We start from the raw sequence: 20,392 nt of genomic DNA, 5'->3' as shown, positions 1-20,392 counted from the left end.
GCGCTCAATCCATATGCTTCAGGCCGACGCGCAGGTAATCCCAGCCCGTCACCAGCGTCAGGACCGCAGCCCCCCAGAGCGCGGCGAGCCCGACGCCGTGCACCCACGGCATGTCGGGCAGCGCACCGGCGAGGATCAGTCCCCCCAGCGCGACCAGCTGCAGCGTCGTCTTCCATTTCGCGAGCTGCGAGACGGGCACGGACACCTGCACCTGCGCCAGGAATTCGCGCAGGCCCGACACCGCGATCTCGCGGAGCAGGATGACGAGCGCGGCGATCACATGGACGCCCGCAATGTCGCGCGTGCCGACCAGGATCAGGATGACCGCCGCGACCATGATCTTGTCCGCGATCGGATCGAGGAAGATCCCGAGGCGCGACACCGCACCGTTCGACCGCGCGAGATAGCCGTCGAAATAATCGGTGATGCCCATCAGGCAGTAGAGCGCGAAGGCGATGCCGTAGCCGGCCGCCCAGCCGGGCCACCACAGAAAGCCGACGAGAAGGGGTACCGCGACAATGCGCGACAGCGTCAGAAGGTTGGGCAGGGTCCACACCCCGCCTTCCCTACTCCGGTCATGCCCTTGGCGAAACCGGGTTTTACCGATCGGTGCCGACTAATGTGCGGCAAGCGCGGACACCGGACCGCGTCGCGGGGCCTCGTTCGGATCCCGTACGCGGACACCCGGCCGACGCGGGCGGCGCTAAACCATTGGCCTACCGCCCCCGCTGGGCTAAGGCCGCGGCAGTCTTATTGCCACGATCAGGGCCTTTTCTCGCATGCGCAACGCACTCGGGTTGCTGAAGCAACGACGCTTCCTGCCCCTGTTCACGACACAGTTTCTGGGCGCCTTCAACGACAATCTGTTCAAGACGTCGATGGTGTTGTTCGCGACCTATGCGATCTTCAACGATCCGCGGATGGAGGCGAATTTCAACGCACTCGCCACCGGAATTGCGATCATTCCCTTCTTCCTGCTCTCGGCACTCGCCGGGCAGCTCGCGGACAGCCATGACAAGGCGCGGATCATCCGGCTCGTGAAGAGCGCGGAGATCGGCATCATGGCGCTCGGCGCGGCGGGGCTGATGGTGGCGCGCAGCGGCCATTCGACGATCGGCCTCGGGCTGATGCTCGGGGCGGTACTGTGTCTGGGGGTGCATTCGACGTTCTTCGGGCCGATCAAATACGCGATCCTGCCGCAGCATCTGCCGCCATGCGACGTGCTCGGCGGCACCGGGCTGGTCGAGGCCGGTACCTATCTGGCGATCCTGATGGGGACGATCACCGCCGGGTTCATGACCGATCATATCGAGCGCGCGGCGATCGCGGTGCTGGCGATCGCGGTGATCGGCTGGTTCGCGGGTCGCCAGGTGCCGCCGGCACCGCGCGAGGGCCCGCCGCTGGTGCTCAACTACAACCCGTTCACCGCGTCGTGGCGGCTGATCAGCGCGACGATGCACATCCCGCGGCTGTTCCTGGCGATCTGCGCGATCAGCTTCTTCTGGACGATCGGCGCGGTGCTGATCGTGATCTTCCCGCCCTTGGTCAAGAACGTGCTGACCGCGGACGAGCGGGTTGCGAGCTTCGTGATCGCGGTGTTCTCGATCGGTGTCGCGATCGGTTCGGTGGTGATCAACACGATGCTCAAAGGCCGGATCTCGGCGCGCTACGCACCCGCATCGGTGATCGCGATGGGCGTATTCGTCCTTATCTTCTCGGTCCTGGTACGGACCTGGACACCGGCGGCGCCGGGCCATTTCTACGACTGGGCCGGATTCCTCGCACAGCCGCGCGCCTGGCCGGTGCTCGGCACGCTGATGATGATCGCGATCACCGGCGGGATGTTCGTCGTGCCGCTATACGCGTTCCTGACGACGACGGTCGAAAAGGATCAGACCGCGCGGACGGTGGCCGCGAACAACGTCGTCAATTCGGGCGCGATGACGATCGGGTCGATTGCGGTCATCGGCATCACGATGGCGGGCGTGACGCCCGAAGACCTGCTGTTCCTGGTCGCCGGCATGTGCCTGGTATCCGCCTGGATCGCGCAGAAGCTGCACCGCGCCTGCGACGACGATGCCGAAACCTGCCTGCCCGTGATCAGAAAATGAAGCTGTAGAAACAGGTGAAGAAGGCCGCGAAGCTCAGGACGAACAGCTTGACGTCCTGATCGTCGCGCCCGCCCGGCGCTGCGATCACGGGCGGGGGCAGCGTCCGTCGAAACGGGTGGCGCGCGGCTTCGTTGGTCAGGACTAGGCGTCGGGTCATGGCGACCGGTTAACGCGGTGTTTACCTTTTCGACCAGCGACAAAATCGTCCCGTTTTAACCCGTCCGCGAATGGGACAGAATTCAGGAGTTTCGACATGCTGCGATACGCCGTCCTCGCCACCCTGCTAAGCAGCGCCCCGCTTGCCGCACAGAGCGTGCCACCAGTGCCAGCGCCTGCCAGCACACCCGCCCGCGCGCCCGCAGATGCGTCGCCCCCGGTGCCCGCTGCGACTCCGCGCCCCGCGACCGTCAGCGTGACGCTGACCACCAGCCTCGGCCCGATCGTGCTCGAACTTGAGAAAGAGCGCGCACCGATCACCACCGCGAATTTCCTGCGCTATGTCGACGCGCGCAAGCTCGACGGCACGACCTTCTATCGCGCGCTGCGGCTGGGGCCGGATACGGGACTGATCCAGGGCGGGATCGAGGGCGATCCCAAGCGGGCCTTCCCGCCGATCGCGCACGAGCCGACCAGCAAGACCGGCCTGCTCCACACCGACGGCACGATTTCGCTCGCACGGCTGGCGCCGGGGACCGGGCGCGCCGACGTCTTCATCACCGTCGGCGCGATCCCCTTCCTCGACGCGCATCCCGAGAAGCCGGGCGACAATGCGGGTTTTGCCGTGTTCGGGCACGTCGTCCAGGGCATGGACATCGTCCGCAGCATCCTTGCCGCGCCCACCTCGCCGACCAAGGGCGAAGGCGTGATGAAGGGCCAGATGATCGCCGCACCGATCCGCATCCTGACCGCCCGGCGGACCCCGCCCGCGACACGGTGACGCCCGTCGTAAAGGGCAACCGATCGGGGTTAAGTAACGGACTTAAAACCATTTTGGGCTAGTCCGCGGCGATGCAGACGCGACATGCCGTAATCCCCCGCCCCTCGCCAGCGGTGGAAACCGCGCCAGGCACGGGGACGATGCCCCCCGACGTCTTGCTGGCGATCGCGATGACCGCGGTCGCCGACGGCGTCGTGGTCTTCGACGCGGCGGAGCGGATCGCGCTGGTCAATCCGCGCGTGGCTGCGCTGTTCCGCTTCGACCCGGACCGCGTCATGATGGGCATGGACATGGCGGACTTTCTCGGAGTCGTCGGCACCGCCGTCGGCTGGTCCGCGGCACGGATCGCGACGGTGGTCGACAATCACCGTCGCTGGCAGGCCCGGCAGGAAGGCGTTGATATCGATCATCATTTCGACGACGGGACGATCCTGCATATCAACTTCGCCCCGCTGCCCGGGCACTGCGCGGTGATCACCTACCGCGACGTCACGGTCGAGCGACGGCTGACCGACGTCGTCGCGGCGCAAGCCGCGCAGTCGGGGCGCTTCCGCAAGGAGATCGCCACCGTCGTCACCGAAGCCGATGCCGCGGCGGCGGAAGGCCAGGCGATGGGCCGCGCGGGCGAAGCCGAACTCGAACTGATCGTCCGCGATTTGGGGGACGTCGTCGTCGCCGCGCAGCAATCCACCGCCGCGATGCAGGATGCCGCACAGACCTCGGCGATGATGGCGGGCATGATCGACACGGTCGTCGACCAGGTCCGCCACACCAGCAGCGCCGCCAGCGGCGCGATGGCGCATGCGCACGAGACGGTGGCGCTGTCGCAAGGGTTGTCGGACCATGCCGGATCGATCGGTTCGATCCTCGACATCATCCGCGCGGTCGCCCGGCAGACTAGCCTCGTCGCGCTCAACGCCGCGATCGAGGCGGCGCGCAGCGGAGAGGCCGGGCGCGGCTTCGCGGTGGTCGCAGCCGAGGTGAAGACGCTTGCCACGCAGACGTCCGATGCGGTCGCGCGGATCGAGCCGCAGATCTCGGCGATGCAGATCGCGACGCGCGACGTCGTCGCCGCGAATCGCGCGATCGTGCACGACATCGCCGATATCCAGACCCGCGCGGTCATCGTGACCGACACCGCACATAGTCAGAACGAGCGCATCCTCGCGATCACCGCCGCGATCGACGAAACCGCGCTCACCGCACGCGCGATGACCGACAGCGTCGAGCATCTCGAAGTCCGAAACCAGCGCTTCATCAGCCTGGCCCGGCGGATCGGCCAGCAGCTCGAGTCCGTCCACGCCCTGACCCATGGTCTCAGCGTCGCCACCGAGACCTTCCAGGCGACCTATTGAGACTCGTGCCGGGTTGGCAGCGGTAAGACCCGCTGCGGGGTATCCATCACAAATATGGGACCGCGACCGCGTCGCGTATCAACGAGAATGGTGGAGCCGAGGGGGATCGAACCCCTGACCTTTCGCATGCCATGCGAACGCTCTCCCAGCTGAGCTACGGCCCCATTCCCGTTGGGAGGCGGCTCACTAACCGGAGCCGCCCGGGTTGGCAAGCGGCGTAAACGCCGCCTGCCAAATTTCTTTATCTCAACGCTCGTGCTCGTCCTGCGGCGTCTCGACGCCGAGGTCGTCGTCGCCGCCCAGATCGACTTCGTCGTCCGCGGACGGCTCTTCGTCCTCGCCGGTGATCGAGGCGATATCCTCTTCCTCGTCACCCTCGAGATCCGCATCGGGCTTCTTGGTGTCGGGCTTGGCGACCTCGAACGGCAGCGGCTGCTTCGACTTCAGGATCGGCTCGGGCTCCCACGCATACCCGCATTCGATGCAGGTGACGGGGTCGGCCTTTTCGAGGTCGTAGAAACGCGTCGCGCATTTCGGACACGAACGCTTCGTGCCCCATTCCGGCTTGATCATGCCGATAGAACCTTTCGAATGGATAGATTGTGGGGGATGCCCCCGCAAAGTGGGCGCGCCTTGCCATAGCGCAAGGCCACTGTCAAAAGCCCGGCCCCATGACACACCCCCTCCCCCAACCGCTGGACGTCGTCGCGCGCGGTCCGCTGACCGGTTCGATCGCGGTCCCCGGCGACAAGTCGATCAGCCACCGCGCGCTGATGTTCGCGAGCCTCGCGGTCGGCACCAGCCGGATCACCGGGCTGCTTGAGGGCGAGGACGTGCTCGCCACCGCGGCGGCGATGCGCGCGATGGGCGCGACGATCGAACGGCAGGACGACGGCATCTGGATCGTCGACGGCGTCGGTGTCGGCGGGCTGCTCCAGCCCGAGACCGCACTCGAAATGGGCAATTCGGGCACCTCGACGCGTCTGCTGATGGGGCTCGTTTCCAGCCACCCGATCACCTGCACCTTCACCGGCGACGCCTCGCTGTCGGGACGGCCGATGGGCCGCGTGATCGAGCCGCTGTCGCAGATGGGCGCGGACATCACCGCGTCGCCCGGCGGCAAGCTTCCGCTGATGGTGCGCGGAATCTGCCCCGCGGTGCCGATCACCTACACGCTGCCGGTCGCGTCGGCACAGGTGAAGTCGGCGATCCTGCTGGCGGGGCTCAACACGCCCGGCATCACCACGGTGATCGAGCCGGTCGCGACGCGCGATCACAGCGAGCGGATGCTGACCGGGTTCGGCGCGCACCTGACCGTCGAGGAAACGGACCAGGGCCGCGTGATCTCGATCACCGGCGAGGCGGAGCTGACCCCGCAGGATATCGTCGTGCCGGGCGATCCGTCGTCCTCAGCCTTCTGGCTGGTCGCGGCGTCGATCGTGCCGGGGTCGGACATCGTCGTGCGCAATGTCGGGCTGAACCCGACACGGATCGGCATCGTCACGGCGCTGCGCATGATGGGCGCGGACATCACCGAGCTCGATCCGCGGACCGTCGGCGGCGAGCCCGTCGCCGATCTGCGCGTCCGCCATGCCGCGCTGACCGCGATCGAGGTGCCCGCCGATCTCGCGCCGAGCATGATCGACGAATATCCGGTGCTGTTCGTCGCCGCGGCGTTTGCGTCCGGCACGACCGTCGCCAGGGGCGCGCACGAGCTGCGGGTGAAGGAATCGGACCGCATCACGACGATGCGGATCGCGCTCGAGGCGTGCGGCGTGGTGTGCGAGGAATTCGAAGACGGCATGGCGATCACCGGTTCGGGCGGGACGGCGATTCGCGGTGGCGCTCGGGTCGCCTCGAAACTCGATCATCGCATCGCAATGAGCATGGTGGTGGCTGGACTTGGCAGCGCCGAGCCCATCACGATCGACGACATATCGCCGGTGGCGACGAGCTATCCCGTGTTCTTCCGGTCGCTCGACGAATTAACGGGTCGGGCGACCGGCCAGGGGAATTAAGATGATCATCGCAGTCGACGGTCCGGCGGCATCGGGCAAGGGCACGATCGCGCGCGCCTTGGCGAAGCATTACGGCCTCCCCTATCTCGATACCGGCCTGCTCTACCGCGCGGTCGCGCTGAACGTGGCGCGGATGGGGCTGGATCCCGAACAGGAAGCCGATGCGGTCGCCGCGTCCGATTTCGACGATGCGGTGATGACGGACCCGGCGCTGCGCGACGACGATGTCGGGGCGATGGCCTCGATCGTGTCCGCACACCCGCTGGTCCGTGCAGCGTTAATGCAGCGACAGAAGCGGTTTGCCGCGCAGGCGGGCGGCGCGATTCTCGACGGGCGCGATATCGGCACGGTCATCGCACCGGATGCGGACGCCAAGCTGTTCGTGAAGGCGACCCCCAATATCCGCGCGCAGCGACGCCATGCCGAGCTGCAGGCGCGTGGCGGGACGGCGAGCAAGGACCGCGTGCTAGCGGACATTCGCGCGCGCGATGCCCGCGACACCGGCCGTTCGACCGCCCCGCTGGTGATGGCGCCGGACGCGGCGCTGCTCGATACGAGCTTCCTGTCGATCGAGGCCTCGGTGCAGCGCGCGGTGGCGCTGGTCGAGGCGCAGCGGGCGAAGAAGGCGGGTTAGACCTTTCGCTCACCAAGAGGGGAAAACCACCCCGGCGGAGGCCGGGGCCCAGTTGGAAAGGTCGCAGAAACGGAGCGCTGCACTCAGTCAGCGATGTCCCCCAACTGGGCCCCGGCCTTCGCCGGGGTGGCTTTTGGTTGGGCTAGTGTACCGTAAAAGAACGCTGTTTCCCCGCGAAGGCGGGGACCCAGACTGGACTCGCGCCTCCGCGGGAGAACAAGGACGCGCGGAAACTCCCTCCCTTACAACGCCGTCGCCAGCGTGATCGCCCCCAGCACCACCCCCGGGAAGTTCGCCACCGCGATCGGCCAGTCGCGCTTCGGCTTCAGCGCGCCATACGCGACCCACAGCCCGCAATTGACCATCGTCGCGAACGGCTGGACCACCGATCCCTTCTGCCCGGCCAGGTTCAGCATGATCTGGTCGATATACGACAGGTACATCACGATCGCCGTCGCCGTGGCGATCCAGCCCAGCACGAGAATGCCGCGTTCGCTCAAATCTTCGCTCCTGTTGTAAGCCGCCCCTAACGCTGCAGCGGCGAACTTGCTCCGAGACGGGGTTTCCGCTACACAGGAGCGTCCGGCGAGCGATGCTCGTGGAGGAAGGCGCGGAGACCTTTGAGTCTTACGCGCCGTTTTCGCATCCAGCGTCTACATCCTCTGCGCCTCGTGCCGTCCGGATGCCGTGCCGGCGTTCGGTCGTCGCGGCAACGAAGGCCAAGACCAGCGGATCCAACCGCTTGGCCGGAAACAGACTAGGATTACTGAATTCTATGGCAACCCAGGTAATGCCGTCGCGCGACGATTTCGCCGCGATGCTGAACGAGACGCTCGGCGACGCCGACAGCTTCGAGGGCCGCGTGGTGCATGGCACCGTGACCGGTATCGAGAACGACATGGCCGTCATCGACGTCGGTCTGAAGTCGGAAGGCCGCGTGCCGCTTCGCGAATTCGCAGCGCCGGGCCAGAAGGCTGACCTGAAGGTCGGCGACGAAGTCGAAGTCTATGTCGACCGCGTCGAGAACGTCCATGGCGAAGCGATGCTCAGCCGCGACCGTGCGCGCCGCGAAGCCGCATGGGACAAGCTGGAAACCGAATTCTCGAAGACGACCCGCGTCGAGGGCGTGATCTTCGGCCGCGTGAAGGGTGGCTTCACCGTCGACCTGAACGGCGCCGTCGCGTTCCTGCCGGGCTCGCAGGTCGACATCCGCCCCGTGCGCGACGTCACCCCGCTGATGGACATCCCCCAGCCCTTCCAGATCCTGAAGATGGACCGCAAGCGCGGCAACATCGTCGTGTCGCGTCGCGCGGTTCTCGAAGAGACGCGTGCAGAGCAGCGTTCGGGCCTGATCCTGAGCCTCGCTGAGGGCCAGATCATTGACGGCGTCGTCAAGAACATCACCGATTACGGTGCGTTCGTTGACCTCGGCGGCATCGATGGCCTGCTGCACGTCACCGATCTCAGCTACAAGCGCGTCGGTCACCCGAGCGAAGTCCTGAACATCGGCGACACCGTCAAGGTGCAGATCATCCGCATCAACAAGGACACCCAGCGCATCAGCCTCGGCATGAAGCAACTGGAGAGCGATCCCTGGGATGGCGCGATGGTCAAGTACCCGGTCGGCGCAAAGCTCACCGGCCGCGTCACGAACATCACCGAATATGGTGCGTTCGTCGAGCTGGAAGCGGGCATCGAAGGCCTTGTCCACGTGTCGGAAATGTCCTGGACCAAGAAGAACGTCCATCCGGGCAAGATCGTGTCGACCTCGCAGGAAGTCGACGTCATGGTCCTCGAAGTCGATTCCGAGAAGCGTCGCATCTCGCTCGGCCTCAAGCAGGCTCAGGCCAATCCTTGGGAGGCCTTCGCCGCCGCGCATCCGATCGGCTCGACCGTTGAGGGCGAAGTCAAGAACGCGACCGAATTCGGTCTGTTCATCGGCCTCGACAACGACGTCGACGGCATGGTCCACATGTCCGACATCGCCTGGGGCGTTTCGGGCGAGGACGCGCTCAACCTGCATCGCAAGGGTGAGACCGTCGAGGCCGTCGTGCTCGACATCGACGCAGAGAAGGAGCGTATCTCGCTTGGCATGAAGCAGCTCGAGCGCGGCGGGCCTTCGGCCGGCGGCATCGCAGCAGCAGGCGACAAGCTGAACAAGAACGCGATCGTCACGGTCACCGTTCTCGAAGTCCGCGACGCGGGTCTCGAAGTTCAGCAGGGCGACGATGGCGCGACCGGCTTCATCAAGCGCACGGATCTGGGTCGCGATCGCGACGAGCAGCGTCCGGAGCGTTTCCAGGTCGGCCAGAAGTTCGACGCGATGGTGACGGGCTTCGATCGTTCGAAGAAGCCGACCTTCTCGATCAAGGCTATGCAGATCTCCGAAGAGAAGCAGGCTGTCGCTCAGTATGGTTCGTCGGACTCCGGCGCGACCCTCGGCAACATCCTGGGCGAGGCTCTCAAGGCCCGCACGGAAGCCGAAAAGAAGTAAGCGAATTGGGACCGGGATGCTCGATGCATTTCGGTCCCTTTTGCTTTTGGCTTGAAACTCATTTGGTGCTATCGCCCCAATTACTGACCTAAATCAGTATTATCACATATGGGCGGGGGCTCGTTACCATGATCAGATCTGAGCTTGTTCAAAAATTGACCGATGCGCATCCGGACCTGGAGCCGCGCGAGGTCGAATTGATCGTCTCGTGTTTTTTCGACGAGATATCGAAGCGGCTGGCCGCCGACGGCCGGGTCGAACTGCGCGGCTTCGGCGCATTTTCCACGCGCGCGCGCGATGCGCGGACCGGACGCAATCCCCGGACCGGCGAAGTCGTCGCCGTCGACGCCAAGCGCGTCCCCTATTTCAAGCCCGGCAAGGAAATGCGCTCGCGTCTTAACGTCGATTGAGCGGCACCTGCGGGTCCAACATGGGTTGACCCTGCGCTCGACCTCGTCTTTCTGACTCCCGTGTGCGGACGTGGCGAAACCGGTAGACGCAGGAGACTTAAAATCTCCCTCCCCTGGAGTGCGGGTTCGAGTCCCGCCGTCCGCACCATCACGCTTGCCTGTGCCGCCGCGCTGCTCTTCGCACCGGCGGCCTGCAACCGGCGCCGCGACTCGGGCGCGGTCGTCGTCAGCGCGATCGGCGGGGTGCCTGCTGCCGCGGATGCCCGCCGGGGCCCGATCGACCTCCCCTCGCGCCTGTTGATCGATTCGACGGCGCAGGGGTTGGTCCGGTTCGATGCTGCCGGCCAGATCGAGCCTGGCCTCGCCGAACGCTGGATCGTCATCGATGATGGCATGAGCTATATTTTCCGCCTGCGCGAAGCCACGTGGAGCGACGGTAGCCGCATCACCGCGGACCAGATCGTCGCGAGGCTCAAACGCCAGATCGTGCCGGCATCGCGCAATCCGCTCGCCCCTTTTCTCAGCGCGGTCGACGAGATCGTCGTGATGACGCCGCAGGTGATCGAGGTCCGGTTGTCGCGGCCGCGTCCCGACCTGCTCAAGCTGTTCGCACAGCCCGAACTCGCGTTGCTACGTCTGCGGCCGACCGGCGGCAGCGGCCCGTTCCGCATCGCCCAGCCTGGCGCCGCGCCGCTGCTGCGCCCGGTCTATGACCTCAACCGCGCCGACCCCGAAGACCAGCTCGAGATGCAGCCGGAACGTGACGTCCGCCTGATCGGCGAGCGTGCGGCACGGGCGATCGCGCGGTTTGCGCATCGCGACTCGGATCTGGTGAGCGGCGGCAGCTTCGCTGACTGGCCGCTTCTCGCGACGGCCGATATCGCCCCCGCCGCGATCCGGGTCGACCCGACGGTCGGGTTGTTCGGGCTCGCGATCGTTTCGCGGACGGGCTTCCTTGCCGAGGCGGCGAACCGCGCGGCGATCTCGCAGGCGATCGATCGCACCGCGCTGACCGCCGCGATCGCCCCGAATTGGGAGGCGGCGGACCGCATCCTCGCCGAGCCGCTCGACTCCGCCGGGCTTCCGCAGGTGCCGTCATGGACGCTGTTGAACCAGGACGAGCGCCGCGCAGGTGCCCGGTTACGCGTCGCGACGTGGCGCGAGCAGGCGCAGAGCGGGCCGATCGCGATGCGGATCGCGCTGCCCGCCGGATCCGGCGCGACCATCCTCTACGCGCATGTCGCCGCCGCCCTGCTCCGGATCGGTATCCTGCCCGAGCGCGTCGCGATCGACGCCCCCGCCGATCTGCGGCTGATCGACCTGGTGGCGCCCTATGACAGCGCGCGCTGGTATCTGGCGAACGCGTGCATCGTCTGCAGCGCCCCCGCGCAGGCGGCACTCGACGCGGCGCGTGCGGCACCGACGCTCGCCGAACGCAGCCAGCGGATTGCGGCGGCCGATGCCGCGCTGAACGAGGACGTGCCCTTCATTCCGCTCGCACGGCCGCTCCGCTGGTCGCTGGTAGCGACGCGGCTGCAACAATGGCAGCCGAACAGCCGCGCATGGCACCCGTTGAACAGGCTTCGTCCCGACACCAAGTGAGTCGCATGACCAACAATGCCACTCGCATCGATCCCGCCACGCTGGCCAGCAGCTTCGCGATCGGTCAGGATCCGGCCTCGGTCCGCGCCCGGGTCGAGGCGCTGGAGCGCATTCTCGAACGCGCGTTCATGGTCCCCGGGATCAACCGCCCGATCGGGCTCGATGCGATCGTCGGGCTGATCCCCGTCGTCGGTGACCTGATCGGTGCGCTGATGGGAAGCTGGCTCGTATGGGAGGCGCGCAACCTCGGCATGTCGAAGTTCCAGCTCGCCCGGATGATGGGCAATGTCGGGTTCGACGCAGCGCTCGGGCTGGTGCCGTTCGTCGGCGACGCTGCGGATTTCATGTTCCGGTCGAACACGCGCAACCTGCGGATCATCAAGCGTCACCTCGACAAGCACCACCCATCGACCGTAACGCTCGCGGGCTGAGTGCGGGTCAGGTCTCGCCGCGCCAGATCCTGATCGGCGTGCCCTGCGCGACCCCGCCTGCGTGCGCGGGGCAGCGCTTGTAACGGAAGGCGGTGTCGAGACAGATCCATAGCTCGTCGAGCCAGCCCTGCTTGGTCGTCGTAACCCGCATCATTGCCGCGTTAAGGCCGGGATTGGCCTTCGCCATCGCCCTGGCGAACTGCCCGGCGGTCAGCGGGCTTCGCGACAGGGTGTCCATGTCGGGATAGCGCAGCTTGGCGTAGAGGCGGCTCGACTGGCGGAAATAGCGTGCGGGCTGATAGCCCGGCATGCAGGTCCCGTGCTTGGCCCATTCATGCTGGATCAGCTGCGCCGACGGCGTCGTGCAGAGCTGGCGCTTGATCACTGCCTGCGGGACGATCGCGGTCGCGCGGCAATATTGCGGCCAGGTCTTGCCCGCGCCGTCGGGCCACAGGCCGTGGAGCGTGAAGCCGAACCGGTTGCCCGCCCCGCACTGGAACCGCGCGCTCGGCTGGTCGCCCTTCTCGCGGCAATATTGCGGGGCCCAGGTGATGGCGAGCGTATAGCTAGCGATCGGCAGGATCCGCGCGGGTTCGCGCGCGGACGGCAGGTCGGGGCGGACGCGGTCGGTGCCGCCGATGGGCGCCGAACAGCTATAGGCCTGCGCCGCGGCAATGCCCGGCGCCGACAGCCCGGCGACGATGATCATGCCCGCGAGCCGGTTCATCCGTGTCATGCCTCGATCTCCTCCTCGGCATCGTCGTCGATGCCACGGTCCGCGACCTCGTCGAACCAGGCGCGCGCTCGGGGCCGGAACAGCAGGACGATCGGCAGGATCGTCAGCACGAGCTGCGCGATCGTCAGCATCCCGATCAGCCCCGTCGCGAGCACCCCCGTCGCGACCTGCAGCATCACCCCAGCCGCGCCGAGCACCGTCAGCGCGACGAGCAGCCACAGGGCAACCCGGCTACCCCTGCGCGTCGTCAGGATCAGCAGCAGCAGCGACAGTCCGACACCGAACGCCGTTACCCCTGCCGCCAGTGCGAAGCCGCCCTGCGCAACCGCGGCATCCCAGGTCAGCACGCTGACCGCGATCAGCAGACCGATCGAGGCGAGATACAGCCATTCGGCCAATACAACGGATTTGGGACGCATTTTCACCCTGTTCACTTCGCGATCATGTCGTGGCGGCACGATACCGCGTCTCTGCCCGCGCGCCAGTTAAAGCGTCGCGAAATCGAGCCCGATATCGGCGGCGGGCGCGGACTGGGTCAGCCGTCCGACCGAGACATAGGTGACCCCGCTCTCGGCGATCGCGCGGATCGTGTCGAGCGACACGCCGCCCGATGCTTCTGTCGGCACGCGGCCATCGACCAGCGCGACCGCATTGCGGAGGATCTCGGGTGGCATATTGTCGAGCAGCAGATGCGTCGCCCCCGCCGCCAGCGCGGGCTCGATCTGGTCGACACGGTCGACCTCGACGATGATCTGCGCGATGCCCGCATCCCTCGCCCGGCGCACCGCCTCGCCGACGTCGCCGGCGACCGCGACATGATTGTCCTTGATCATCGCCGCATCCCACAGCCCCATGCGGTGGTTCTTCGCACCGCCCATGCGCGTCGCATATTTCTCCAGCACGCGCAGGCCCGGGATGGTCTTGCGCGTGTCGAGCAGGATGGCGCCGGTGCCCTGCATCCGATCGACATAAGCCCGCGTCATCGTCGCCACACCCGACAGGTGCTGGACGGTGTTCAGCGCAGACCGCTCGGCTGTCAGCATCGCGCGCGCGTGGCCCTCGATCCGCATAAGTTCGGTCCCCGCAGCGACCGCCTGCCCGTCCTCCACGAGATGCTCGATCCGCACCTCGGGATCGAGCGCGCGGAAGAACGCATCGGCGAGGGCGAGACCGGCGACGGTGATCGCATCGCGGCTGTCCATCACCCCCGCAAAGCGCGCCTCGGCGGGGATCACCGCCGCAGAGGTGATGTCGCCGATCGTGCCCAGATCCTCGGCAAGCGTCGCAGCGACGAACCTATCGATGTCGAAGCCCGCCAGCGCTGCACTCACGAACGCAGCCCGCTCGTCTGCGCCGGGCCGAGATCGCCCATCCCGACGGTGCCCGAGGCCATCGCCAACATCGCATCGAGGCTCTTCTTCGCCTGGAGCCGCAGCCCCTCCTCGATCTCGATCCGCGGCGACAGGTCGCGCAGCGCGACGTACAGCTTCTCCATCGTGTTGAGCGCCATGTACGGGCAGATGTTGCAGTTGCAGTTGCCGTCCGCGCCGGGCGCACCGATGAACCGCTTGTTCGGCAACGCCTTTTCCATCTGGTGGATGATATGCGGCTCGGTCGCGACGATCAGCGTGTCGCCCGGCATCGCCATCGCATAATCGAGGATGCCGCGCGTCGACCCGATATAATCGGCATGGTCGAGGATGATCGGCGGGCATTCGGGATGCGCGACGATCGGCGCGCCCGGATTGGCGGCCTTGAGCTTGAGCAGCTCGCTTTCGCTGAACGCCTCGTGGACGATGCACACGCCCGGCCACAACAGCATCTCGCGCCCGGTCTTGCGCACCAGATAGCCGCCGAGATTGCGGTCCGGCCCGAAGATGATCTTCTGGTCGGCGGGCAGCTGCGACAGGATCTTCTCCGCCGACGAGGACGTCACGATGATGTCGGACAGCGCCTTCACCTCGGTCGAGCAGTTGATGTACGTCAGCGCGATGTGATCGGGATGCTTGGCGCGAAACGCCGCGAACTGTTCGGGGGGACAGCTGTCCTCGAGGCTGCAGCCGGCATCCATGTCGGGCAGTACGACGATCTTGTCGGGCGACAGGATCTTGGCGGTCTCCGCCATGAACCGCACGCCGCAGAAGGCGATGACATCCGCCTCGGTCGCCGCCGCCTTGCGCGACAGGTCGAGGCTGTCGCCGACGAAATCGGCAATGTCCTGCAATTCGGGCTTCTGGTAATAATGCGCGAGGATGATCGCGTTCTTCTCCTTGCGGAGCCGCTCGATCTCGCCGCGAATGTCGATGCCCGCAAAATTTTGGTGAAGTTCCATTGTCGTATCCCGGTTTAGTTGCGGTTCCCTAGCACGTCCTGCAGCGAACGCGACGTGTCCCATCGCTCGGTCGACGCCTGCGCCTCGTCGGCGAAGCGCACGCTGACGGTCGCATCCACCCCTGCGGCGCGCAGCGGCATCGCGAAGCTCCGCTCGACCGCACGCCGCGTCGCGTCGCGCGCCAGCCGGATCATTGCGGGCTCGCGCGCCTGGCGGACCAGCTCGATCTGGCCCGCGCGCCGGTTGGCGGTGTCGAGCCGCTTCTCCGCATCGGTCAGCGTCGCCAGCACGCCGCCCGAACCATATTCGCGCAGCGCATTGAGGTCGATCTGCGGCCCCTCCACCTCGACCGGCGGCAATCGCACCGCGAGCGTCCGCGTCGCGGCATCCCAGGCGACGTCGCGCTGCGACAGCTTGCCGAGATCGACCTCGTAGCGGACCATCCCCGGCATGATCAGCGTCTTCTCGGTGGTGAAGCCCAGTTGCGACTGGCGCGACGTCACCACCGCGACGAACCGCGCGGCAAAGGTCGACAGCCGATTCTGTTCGCGCAGCCCCTCCAGGCTCGCGCTAGCGATCGTCGTCGGGTCGGGGGTCAGGCGGCTCTGCACGTACCGCTGCACGCCCCACAGAGCGATCAGTGCGGCCAATGCGAGCAGCACCAGCACCCCCGCCCCCTTGGCCAGGAACGACCCGACCCCGCTACGCCGCGCAGTGTCCGTGCTGCGGCTGTCCTCGTTCACGCCATCCGCCATGCACCATCCCCTTCCGTCTCGCCGACCAGCCCGCGACCGCGCAGGTCGTACAGATGCGCGAGCACAGATCCCTCCGCCCCCGGCACTAGCCGCGGATCGAGCCCGACATACATGCGCTCGACCAGCGCCGCGACACCGCGCGGCGTCTCGCGCAGCAAACGGAGGATCTGCCCCTCGCGCTGCTTGCGGTGGCCGAGCATCCCGCGCACCAGCCGCTGCGGCCGCTCGATCGCCTCGCCATGCCCTGGATAATAGACACGGTCGTCGCGTCCCAGCAGCCGCTCGAGGCTCGCCATATAATCGGTCATGTCGCCATCGGGCGGCACGACCACGCTGGTCGACCAGCCCATGACGTGATCGCCCGAGAACAGCGCCCCGCTCTCGCGCAGGGCGAAGGCGAGATGGTTCGACGTATGCCCCGGCGTCGCGATCGCCTCGAGCGTCCAGCCCGCCGCGCCGACCGTCTCACCGTCGGCCAGCACGCGATCGGGTGCATAGAGCGCGTCGAACGAACTATTGGCCGCGGCACCGGGCACGAACGCGGCGGCACCGACGATCGGCGCGCCGGTCGCGGCCTGCAACGGGCGCGTCGCCGGACTATGGTCGCGGTGATGATGCGTGACGACGATCGCGGCGACGGGACGGCCATCGATCACGCGCAGCAAGGCATCGAGATGCGCGGGATCGTCAGGCCCGGGATCGATCACCGCCAGCGCGGTCGTCCCGACGATATGCGTCTGCGTGCCGGTGAAGGTATAGGGCGACGCGTTCGGCGCGAGCACGCGGACGACGAGCGGCTCGAGCTGGATCGGGATGCCGGTCGGATGCTCAGCCATGCCCCCGAAATGGCGGCTGGCGGCGCGCATGGCAAGACCCGAACCCGAGACCCCGCCGCCCGACCCTGTGATACCACCCCGATCCCGTCATCCGGACGAAAGTCAGAGTCCAGGGCCGCAGGCACCGCCCCCTACCCCAGAATGCCGGTCAATCCCGCTTGGCCATGTCGGCCTGGACCTCGGCCATACCCTCGTCGATACCGGCAAGCGCCTCGCGGCGTTGCGCGGCGGTCATGTCGGCGTTCTTCTCGATCGACGCCCGCGCGATTTTCAGACTGGCGAGTGCGGAGGCGTAGGCGCTCGCCTCGATCTCACGGCTGTTGATCGCGGCGGTCGCGGCGTCGGCGGCGGCCTGTTCGATGCGATTGGTGCAGATGACCATCTTGCGCACGCCGCCTTCGGTCCGGTCGATCACATAGTGCTTGCCCGGCCCGTCCTTGCCATCGACGCAGGTGCGTTCGGTCACCTCGGGTACCATCCCCGACGCGACGATCGTGCTGCCCGGCTTCGCACGGATGACCCGCGTGCTGACAGTCTTGCCGTCGCGCGTGACGATCGTCGTGACCTGACGCGCGTCGGCGGGGCGTGCGGTAAGCGGCGCAGCAGGCGCGACAGGCGCCACGGGTGCGACCGGGGTCAAGACTGGCATAGATGGCAGGGGCGGCAGGGGTGCCGCCGGGGCAACCGGCGCCACGCGGTCCTCGACACCGGCACGGATCGCCGTGGCGGCCTTGGTGCCCGAAGCGGTCAGCGCGAGCCCCGTCGCGACCAGCAGGCCGACCGAGGCCGCCCCCGTCGCGATCCGGCCGCGTGAAATCCGAGAAGTCGTCAACATGCGCAATCTCCCTTTCAGATCGGTGATGGTGTGGAGGTGACACGCGGCCGACACCGCGCCGCCATGCGCCGCCTTGACGATCGCGCAGGCATAGATGTGGCGGTCGACCGCGGACCGGCCGGCGAGCACGCGTGCGTCGTTGGCAAGCTCCTGGTCCGCGCGGAACCGGCGAAACGCATGCCAGGCGACCGGGTTGAACCAGTGGAGCGCGAGCACGATCAACCCCACCCAGTTGGCGAACAGGTCGCCGCGCTGGTGATGGCCAATCTCGTGTGCCAGCGCCAATTCGCACTCGTCCGCGTCATAGCGATCCGCGAAATCACGCGGAAACGCGACGTAGCGGCGGACGAGACCGAAGGCGAGCGGACCCGGCGCCGCCGCGGTGGCGATCACGCGCACCCCGTCGCGGTCGTCGAGCCGGTCCGCGCTGTCGAGCATCCGCCGGCAGAACCGTCGATGCTGAAGCAGATGCCAGACGAGCAGCCCAAGCGCCCCGACCGCCCATGCGGCCCCCAGCGCGCTGCCGAGCCCGCCCCCGAACACTCCCGCAACAACAGCGCCGAACGACGGTTCCACCACATCCGGTGTCGCCGCAGCCATCGTTGCCCCCGTCGTCGCGGCCGTTGCAGCGGGCGCGATCATGTAGACGCTGATCGTCTCACCAGCGCGGGTAATGGGCGTCGCCGCCGCGTGCCACGTCTCGGGCATCGACGGCAGCACGAGCCGCAACACGGGCAGCGCCCAGAGCGCATAGGCGACCTGCGCCCCGAAGGCGCGGCGCACCGGCGCGCGGACCAGCAGCACGACGAGCATCAGCAGCGTCGATGCGATCAGCGCGTCGCTCGCCCAGCCCGCGAGCGCGGCCGTATCGATCGACTGGAGGGCGGCGGCGGGGCCGTCTCCGATCCCCCCGGACAGGATTGGCCCCGCGCTCATGCCTTGAGATCCTTCAGCAACGCCTCGATCTCGGCAATGTCCTGCGCGGTCAGTTCGTCGCGTTCGGCGAGATGCGCGACCAGCGGCGTCAGCCTGCCGCCGAACAGCCGGTCCATCAGCCGCCGCGATTCGCCCGCGACATAATCACCGCGCGCGACGGTCGGACGATAGAGATAGCGCCGGCCATCCTCCTCATGCGTGATCGCCGATTTCGCGATCAGCCGCCCGAGCAACGTCTTGACCGTGTTGGCACTCCAGCCGCGCGCCGGGTCGACGCGTTCGGCGACATCCTGCGCGCTGAGCGGGGATTCGTCCCACAGCACCTCCATGACGCTGTGTTCGGCATCACTGATCCGTTCGGCCACGACTCACTCCTTACTGACTACGCTTGTAATCAGCTCGTTTACGGTCGTAGTCAATGTCAGTTTCTTACGGTTTCGCGATCGACGCCGATGACCGTCTGTGTCGGGTTTCTTTACGATCAGCGGTCGGCGCTGCGGCCGATTAACCACCGAGACCGGCGAAAGTCCGCAACTCGGGCGAACTGGCACATCGCCTGCACCGTCTCATGCGTTACCGCGCGTTCAGCGCTTATGCAGGGTGGACGGGTCGCTGTCATTCAGGTCTCGCACCGGTCCACCCTCACCCGGTACCCTTCAAGCCCCGACCGCGCGGCGGCCAGATACCCCCGCGCGATCCAGAGCCTCGTCAAATACTCAGCCTGCCGCCTTCTGCGCGTCCAGGACCTGCTTCAGTTCGCCGCTCTCGTACATCTCCATCATGATGTCCGATCCGCCGAGGAATTCGCCGTCGACATAGAGCTGCGGGATGGTCGGCCAGTCCGAATAGGCCTTGACGCCCTGGCGGATGCCCTGGTCCTGCAGCACGTCGACGCTCTCGAACTCGACCTCGAGATGGTTGAGGATCGCGATCGCGCGGCTCGAAAACCCGCATTGCGGGAACAGCGGGCTGCCCTTCATGAAGAGTACCACGGGGTTGGCCTTCACCAGCGCGTCGATGCGCGCGTGCGTGTCGTCAGTCATGTCGTCGTCCTTATGCAATCACGGTGGTCAGTTGCAGCGCATGAAGGACGCCGCCCATGCGGCCCCCCAGCGCGTCGTAAACGCTCTTGTGCTGCTTCACCCGGCTGAGCCCGGCAAAACTCGCGCTGGTCACGCGCGCAGCATAATGATCACCGTCCCCGGCCAGGTCGGTGATCTCGACCTCGGCATCGGGAATGGCGTCGCGAATCATCGTGCGGATATCGTCGGCGGTCATCGGCATTGGATTACTGGGCCTCCATCAATTGGCGACGTGCCTCGATCATCTGCGTCGCCAGCGCACGGCGCACCGTCGCCTCGTCATGGTCGAGACCCGCGGCAGTCATGTCACCGACCAGCTTGCGGACGACATCGTCGTCGCCCCCGCCTTCGAGATCGGCATGCACCAAGGCCGTCGCATAAGCGTCGCCCTCCTCGCGGGTCAGCAGCATCTCGGCCGCGGCCCATTGCCCCAGCAGCCGGTTGCGCCGCGCCGTGACACGGAATGCGAGTTCATCGTCGCGGGCAAATTTTGCCTCGAAAGATCGCTCGCGATCGTCAAAAGTCGTCATGGCGCACGTGTTCCCTCCGGCGTGTCGAGCTTAGCAGATAGGTAGCGGTCCGCGGCTCCGCAATAATTTGGTGCGGCTCTGGAACAATGCCGGCACATCCATCATCTATAAGACAGTCACGTGACACAGGGCACGGGCATGGAGAGTAGAATGACTGGCCGCCATCCAAGGAGCATTTCGCCGCCGTCCGACACCGCCGTATCGCGTCACCCCGCAGCGCCGCCGATCGGTGCCAGTGATCATGGTCGCGGTCGATTCCCTTCGATCGCGCATGGCATGGCACTCGGTGCGGCCGCATCCGCGATCCTGTGGATGGCGATCGTCATGACGATCTCGCGCCTGCTCTGAACCGGCACGG

Annotated in this window: 25 protein-coding genes and 2 tRNA genes; 11 read left to right on the top strand and 16 right to left on the bottom strand. The window is 66.8% G+C overall.

Annotated features, from left to right (window positions below):
• Nucleotides 1-4: 4 nt before the first annotated feature.
• Nucleotides 5-556, bottom strand: coding sequence for a CDP-diacylglycerol--glycerol-3-phosphate 3-phosphatidyltransferase (pgsA, locus tag NEF64_RS04760; RefSeq protein ID WP_031395843.1), 552 nt, complete (start codon nt 554-556; stop codon nt 5-7).
• Nucleotides 557-779: 223 nt separating this feature from the next.
• On the opposite strand from pgsA, the gene NEF64_RS04755 reads away from it, so the two are divergent.
• A complete protein-coding gene (locus NEF64_RS04755) occupies nt 780-2,111 on the top strand; it encodes an MFS transporter (RefSeq protein WP_052148897.1) in 1,332 nt (443 codons plus the stop codon).
• On the opposite strand, the gene NEF64_RS04750 is transcribed toward NEF64_RS04755, so the two are convergent.
• Entirely contained in the window at nt 2,101-2,268 is a 168-nt protein-coding gene (locus NEF64_RS04750; RefSeq protein WP_168427553.1) for a hypothetical protein, read from the bottom strand. The genes NEF64_RS04755 and NEF64_RS04750 overlap by 11 nt on opposite strands.
• Before the next feature lie 96 nt (nt 2,269-2,364).
• Between NEF64_RS04750 and NEF64_RS04745 the strand changes: the two genes are divergently transcribed.
• Nucleotides 2,365-3,048 (top strand): peptidylprolyl isomerase, encoded by a 684-nt coding sequence (locus tag NEF64_RS04745; RefSeq protein ID WP_056406032.1) that lies wholly within the window; start codon nt 2,365-2,367, stop codon nt 3,046-3,048.
• A 140-nt stretch (nt 3,049-3,188) separates the two neighbouring features.
• A complete protein-coding gene (locus NEF64_RS04740; RefSeq protein ID WP_252574667.1) occupies nt 3,189-4,403 on the top strand; it encodes a methyl-accepting chemotaxis protein in 1,215 nt (404 codons plus the stop codon).
• An 88-nt stretch (nt 4,404-4,491) separates the two neighbouring features.
• On the opposite strand, the gene NEF64_RS04735 is transcribed toward NEF64_RS04740, so the two are convergent.
• Together NEF64_RS04735 and NEF64_RS04730 are read right to left on the bottom strand one after the other, a co-directional pair.
• A tRNA-Ala gene (locus NEF64_RS04735) sits at nt 4,492-4,567 on the bottom strand.
• A gap of 82 nt (nt 4,568-4,649) precedes the next feature.
• Nucleotides 4,650-4,976 carry a TIGR02300 family protein gene (locus NEF64_RS04730; protein ID WP_031395784.1) on the bottom strand — a complete coding sequence of 109 codons (327 nt, stop codon included), beginning with the start codon at nt 4,974-4,976 and terminating at the stop codon, nt 4,650-4,652.
• A gap of 98 nt (nt 4,977-5,074) precedes the next feature.
• Between NEF64_RS04730 and aroA the strand changes: the two genes are divergently transcribed.
• Both aroA and cmk read left to right on the top strand, forming a co-directional pair.
• The gene (gene aroA / locus NEF64_RS04725) at nt 5,075-6,421 is read left to right on the top strand and encodes a 3-phosphoshikimate 1-carboxyvinyltransferase (protein WP_056406030.1); all 1,347 of its coding nucleotides are present in this window, start codon (nt 5,075-5,077) and stop codon (nt 6,419-6,421) included.
• Nucleotide 6,422: 1 nt separating this feature from the next.
• Entirely contained in the window at nt 6,423-7,055 is a 633-nt protein-coding gene (gene cmk / locus NEF64_RS04720) for a (d)CMP kinase (RefSeq protein WP_056406029.1), read from the top strand.
• 242 nt (nt 7,056-7,297) lie between these two features.
• On the opposite strand, the gene NEF64_RS04715 is transcribed toward cmk, so the two are convergent.
• Nucleotides 7,298-7,555, bottom strand: coding sequence for a SemiSWEET family transporter (locus NEF64_RS04715; RefSeq protein ID WP_031393080.1), 258 nt, complete (start codon nt 7,553-7,555; stop codon nt 7,298-7,300).
• Between the two features lie 275 nt (nt 7,556-7,830).
• Between NEF64_RS04715 and rpsA the strand changes: the two genes are divergently transcribed.
• The 5 genes from rpsA to NEF64_RS04690 all read left to right on the top strand — a co-directional run bounded on the left by rpsA (nt 7,831) and on the right by NEF64_RS04690 (nt 11,992).
• On the top strand, nt 7,831-9,549 hold the full coding sequence (rpsA, locus tag NEF64_RS04710; protein WP_031393081.1) for a 30S ribosomal protein S1: 1,719 nt from the start codon (nt 7,831-7,833) through the stop codon (nt 9,547-9,549).
• A 128-nt stretch (nt 9,550-9,677) separates the two neighbouring features.
• On the top strand, nt 9,678-9,959 hold the full coding sequence (locus NEF64_RS04705; RefSeq protein WP_031393082.1) for an integration host factor subunit beta: 282 nt from the start codon (nt 9,678-9,680) through the stop codon (nt 9,957-9,959).
• Between the two features lie 64 nt (nt 9,960-10,023).
• Nucleotides 10,024-10,107 (top strand) — tRNA-Leu (locus NEF64_RS04700).
• A gap of 95 nt (nt 10,108-10,202) precedes the next feature.
• Entirely contained in the window at nt 10,203-11,561 is a 1,359-nt protein-coding gene (locus NEF64_RS04695) for an ABC transporter substrate-binding protein (RefSeq protein WP_235516349.1), read from the top strand.
• Between the two features lie 5 nt (nt 11,562-11,566).
• Nucleotides 11,567-11,992, top strand: coding sequence for a DUF4112 domain-containing protein (locus tag NEF64_RS04690; protein WP_031395950.1), 426 nt, complete (start codon nt 11,567-11,569; stop codon nt 11,990-11,992).
• Nucleotides 11,993-11,999: 7 nt separating this feature from the next.
• Here the strand turns inward: NEF64_RS04690 and NEF64_RS04685 are convergent, their stop codons facing one another.
• From NEF64_RS04685 to NEF64_RS04635, 11 genes are all read right to left on the bottom strand, one after another.
• Nucleotides 12,000-12,719 carry a ribonuclease T2 family protein gene (locus NEF64_RS04685; RefSeq protein ID WP_031395951.1) on the bottom strand — a complete coding sequence of 240 codons (720 nt, stop codon included), beginning with the start codon at nt 12,717-12,719 and terminating at the stop codon, nt 12,000-12,002.
• A 5-nt stretch (nt 12,720-12,724) separates the two neighbouring features.
• On the bottom strand, nt 12,725-13,126 hold the full coding sequence (locus tag NEF64_RS04680) for a hypothetical protein (protein ID WP_031441622.1): 402 nt from the start codon (nt 13,124-13,126) through the stop codon (nt 12,725-12,727).
• An 87-nt stretch (nt 13,127-13,213) separates the two neighbouring features.
• Nucleotides 13,214-14,059, bottom strand: a complete 846-nt coding sequence (nadC, locus tag NEF64_RS04675) for a carboxylating nicotinate-nucleotide diphosphorylase (protein ID WP_031395953.1) — start codon at nt 14,057-14,059, stop codon at nt 13,214-13,216.
• Entirely contained in the window at nt 14,056-15,060 is a 1,005-nt protein-coding gene (nadA, locus tag NEF64_RS04670) for a quinolinate synthase NadA (RefSeq protein WP_056406028.1), read from the bottom strand. Before nadA ends, nadC begins: the two co-directional genes overlap by 4 nt.
• Before the next feature lie 14 nt (nt 15,061-15,074).
• Nucleotides 15,075-15,815, bottom strand: a complete 741-nt coding sequence (locus tag NEF64_RS04665; RefSeq protein ID WP_056406027.1) for a DUF4230 domain-containing protein — start codon at nt 15,813-15,815, stop codon at nt 15,075-15,077.
• Complete coding sequence (locus NEF64_RS04660; RefSeq protein WP_031395957.1) at nt 15,800-16,651, bottom strand: MBL fold metallo-hydrolase; 852 nt, start codon at nt 16,649-16,651, stop codon at nt 15,800-15,802. The genes NEF64_RS04665 and NEF64_RS04660 overlap by 16 nt, the downstream gene beginning before the upstream one ends.
• 148 nt (nt 16,652-16,799) lie before the next feature.
• Nucleotides 16,800-18,422 carry a M56 family metallopeptidase gene (locus NEF64_RS19250; protein ID WP_056406026.1) on the bottom strand — a complete coding sequence of 541 codons (1,623 nt, stop codon included), beginning with the start codon at nt 18,420-18,422 and terminating at the stop codon, nt 16,800-16,802.
• A complete protein-coding gene (locus NEF64_RS04650) occupies nt 18,419-18,787 on the bottom strand; it encodes a BlaI/MecI/CopY family transcriptional regulator (protein WP_031441616.1) in 369 nt (122 codons plus the stop codon). The genes NEF64_RS19250 and NEF64_RS04650 overlap by 4 nt, the downstream gene beginning before the upstream one ends.
• A 351-nt stretch (nt 18,788-19,138) precedes the next feature.
• Nucleotides 19,139-19,465, bottom strand: a complete 327-nt coding sequence (grxD, locus tag NEF64_RS04645; protein ID WP_056406025.1) for a Grx4 family monothiol glutaredoxin — start codon at nt 19,463-19,465, stop codon at nt 19,139-19,141.
• A 10-nt stretch (nt 19,466-19,475) separates the two neighbouring features.
• Nucleotides 19,476-19,706: a BolA family protein gene (locus tag NEF64_RS04640; RefSeq protein ID WP_031395261.1), complete on the bottom strand. Its 231-nt coding sequence runs from the start codon at nt 19,704-19,706 to the stop codon at nt 19,476-19,478.
• Nucleotides 19,707-19,710: 4 nt separating this feature from the next.
• A complete protein-coding gene (locus NEF64_RS04635; RefSeq protein ID WP_056406024.1) occupies nt 19,711-20,034 on the bottom strand; it encodes a DUF1476 domain-containing protein in 324 nt (107 codons plus the stop codon).
• A 150-nt stretch (nt 20,035-20,184) separates the two neighbouring features.
• On the opposite strand from NEF64_RS04635, the gene NEF64_RS04630 reads away from it, so the two are divergent.
• On the top strand, nt 20,185-20,382 hold the full coding sequence (locus NEF64_RS04630) for a hypothetical protein (RefSeq protein WP_056406023.1): 198 nt from the start codon (nt 20,185-20,187) through the stop codon (nt 20,380-20,382).
• Nucleotides 20,383-20,392 lie beyond the last annotated feature (10 nt).

It is taken from the genome of Sphingomonas aerolata, assembly GCF_023935825.1.
Taxonomy (GTDB): Bacteria; Pseudomonadota; Alphaproteobacteria; order Sphingomonadales; family Sphingomonadaceae; genus Sphingomonas; species Sphingomonas aerolata.
This window is presented reverse-complemented; position numbering and strand designations above follow the sequence as displayed.